This is a genomic window from Enterobacter sp. A8, assembly GCF_004296595.1.
Classification (GTDB): Bacteria; Pseudomonadota; Gammaproteobacteria; order Enterobacterales; family Enterobacteriaceae; genus Enterobacter; species Enterobacter cloacae.
Window position 1 is genome coordinate 1 of the sequence record NZ_SCMF01000013.1, and the last position, 1311, is coordinate 1311.

Sequence of the window (1311 nt, forward strand, 5' to 3'; positions counted from 1 at the left end):
TCGGTTTAGGAAGTAGCGCCACGAAAGATATTGGTACTTCAGGTGCTGCAATTCCGATCTTAAATGCAGCAAATACCTGGAGTGCCACACAAACGTTTTCTACTTACCCATACATCGACATGACATCCTACCCCGCTCTTATCTTGAGGGTAGGCAATATGGCCGCCGGAACGGTAGGCAAAGAAGTTGGTTTGGAGACACAGGACGGGACGGTTTATGTATGGCGCAGGAAAGAGCGATCAGATCAGACCGACAGCACAAGGACAGCATTCCCTCAACAGACGGGAACCCTTGCGCTAGCGACTTCCGACGAAAGATTGAAAGAGGTGATCAGCGATCAGGTTAATGGTTATTTTGAACGGTTGTCAGCTCTGAAAGTGGTTGAATACCACTGGAATGAGATTTCTGGCGCTTCTCCGATGGCAAAGGCCAGGGTGCGGCGCGGATTCATTGCGCAACAGGTAAACGCGGTGAATGAATCGTATGCGCTTCCACCTGAAACAGAGGACGATTTTTGGGGTGTCGACGACAGGGCGATTGTCGCCGACCTTTTACTGGCTGTTTTAGAGCTCAAGGAGAAATTAGCGGAGGTAACGAAAAAGCTTACTACTGAAGAATAATTTCAGTAGAAACTTTCTCTTTCTCATCGGCCTCTGGTCCGTAATAGTGGAGAGCTGAAACAATTACGCCATCATCTGTCCGCTTCGCAAAGAGTAAAGGGCAAATGGGAAGCGAGGACGAGAACTCAGTAAGAGCCTCGTCCTGCAGATTGGAAAAATCGAAAGAATGTACTTTTTCGTCCACCGTAACTGTAAGCACATCGCCCTGTGCTGAATAAGTGACTGTGGCATCTGCACGTTGTGGGCTAAGCAAAATTTTCATTAGAATTCCCTCAGAACCAGCGGCCGATGGCTGTAATGTAAATGGTATCGGCGCCGGAATAAGTACCGCTATTCACAGCATGAAAAGCAAACTGGCATGATGCCTGGTTGCCGCTGACGAGCTCAATTCTTACATTGTGGCCATTATTGTTAATGTGACCAGAACAGTAAGCTGGAGCTGCAAAATTAGCCGGGAATGGTACTGGGTTTTGTGAGCTTCGATACCCACCCAGCGAGCCGGCTGTTGTCACATTTTTATTTACTGCATCTGCGGCCGCAACCGCCATTCGGCAAATTTGAGTACCATCGGCAAAACGAACATACTCACCATTCGAATTTGCCCCCTTCTCTATCACTGCTCCGGTGGGCACTCCTCCAGTCTGGGAAACTGTGCCTAAAACATCGGCCAAAGCAGCACTTCTCAAACCGA

At 48.7% G+C, this 1311-nt stretch carries 3 protein-coding genes; 1 reads left to right on the forward strand and 2 read right to left on the reverse strand.

What is annotated here, in order from left to right; all coding sequences use genetic code 11:
* Positions 1–620, forward strand: a 620-nt coding sequence (locus EQV24_RS23580) for a tail fiber domain-containing protein (protein WP_130627099.1), incomplete at its 5' end; no start/stop codon positions are given.
* Here the strand turns inward: EQV24_RS23580 and EQV24_RS23585 are convergent.
* Positions 607–882 carry a hypothetical protein gene (locus tag EQV24_RS23585; protein ID WP_013096348.1) on the reverse strand — a complete coding sequence of 92 codons (276 nt, stop codon included), beginning with the start codon at positions 880–882 and terminating at the stop codon, positions 607–609. The two genes, EQV24_RS23580 and EQV24_RS23585, sit on opposite strands and share 14 nt — an antisense overlap.
* Positions 883–892: 10 nt before the next feature.
* The coding region (locus tag EQV24_RS23590; protein ID WP_207905523.1) for a hypothetical protein at positions 893–1311 on the reverse strand (419 nt) is incomplete at its 5' end.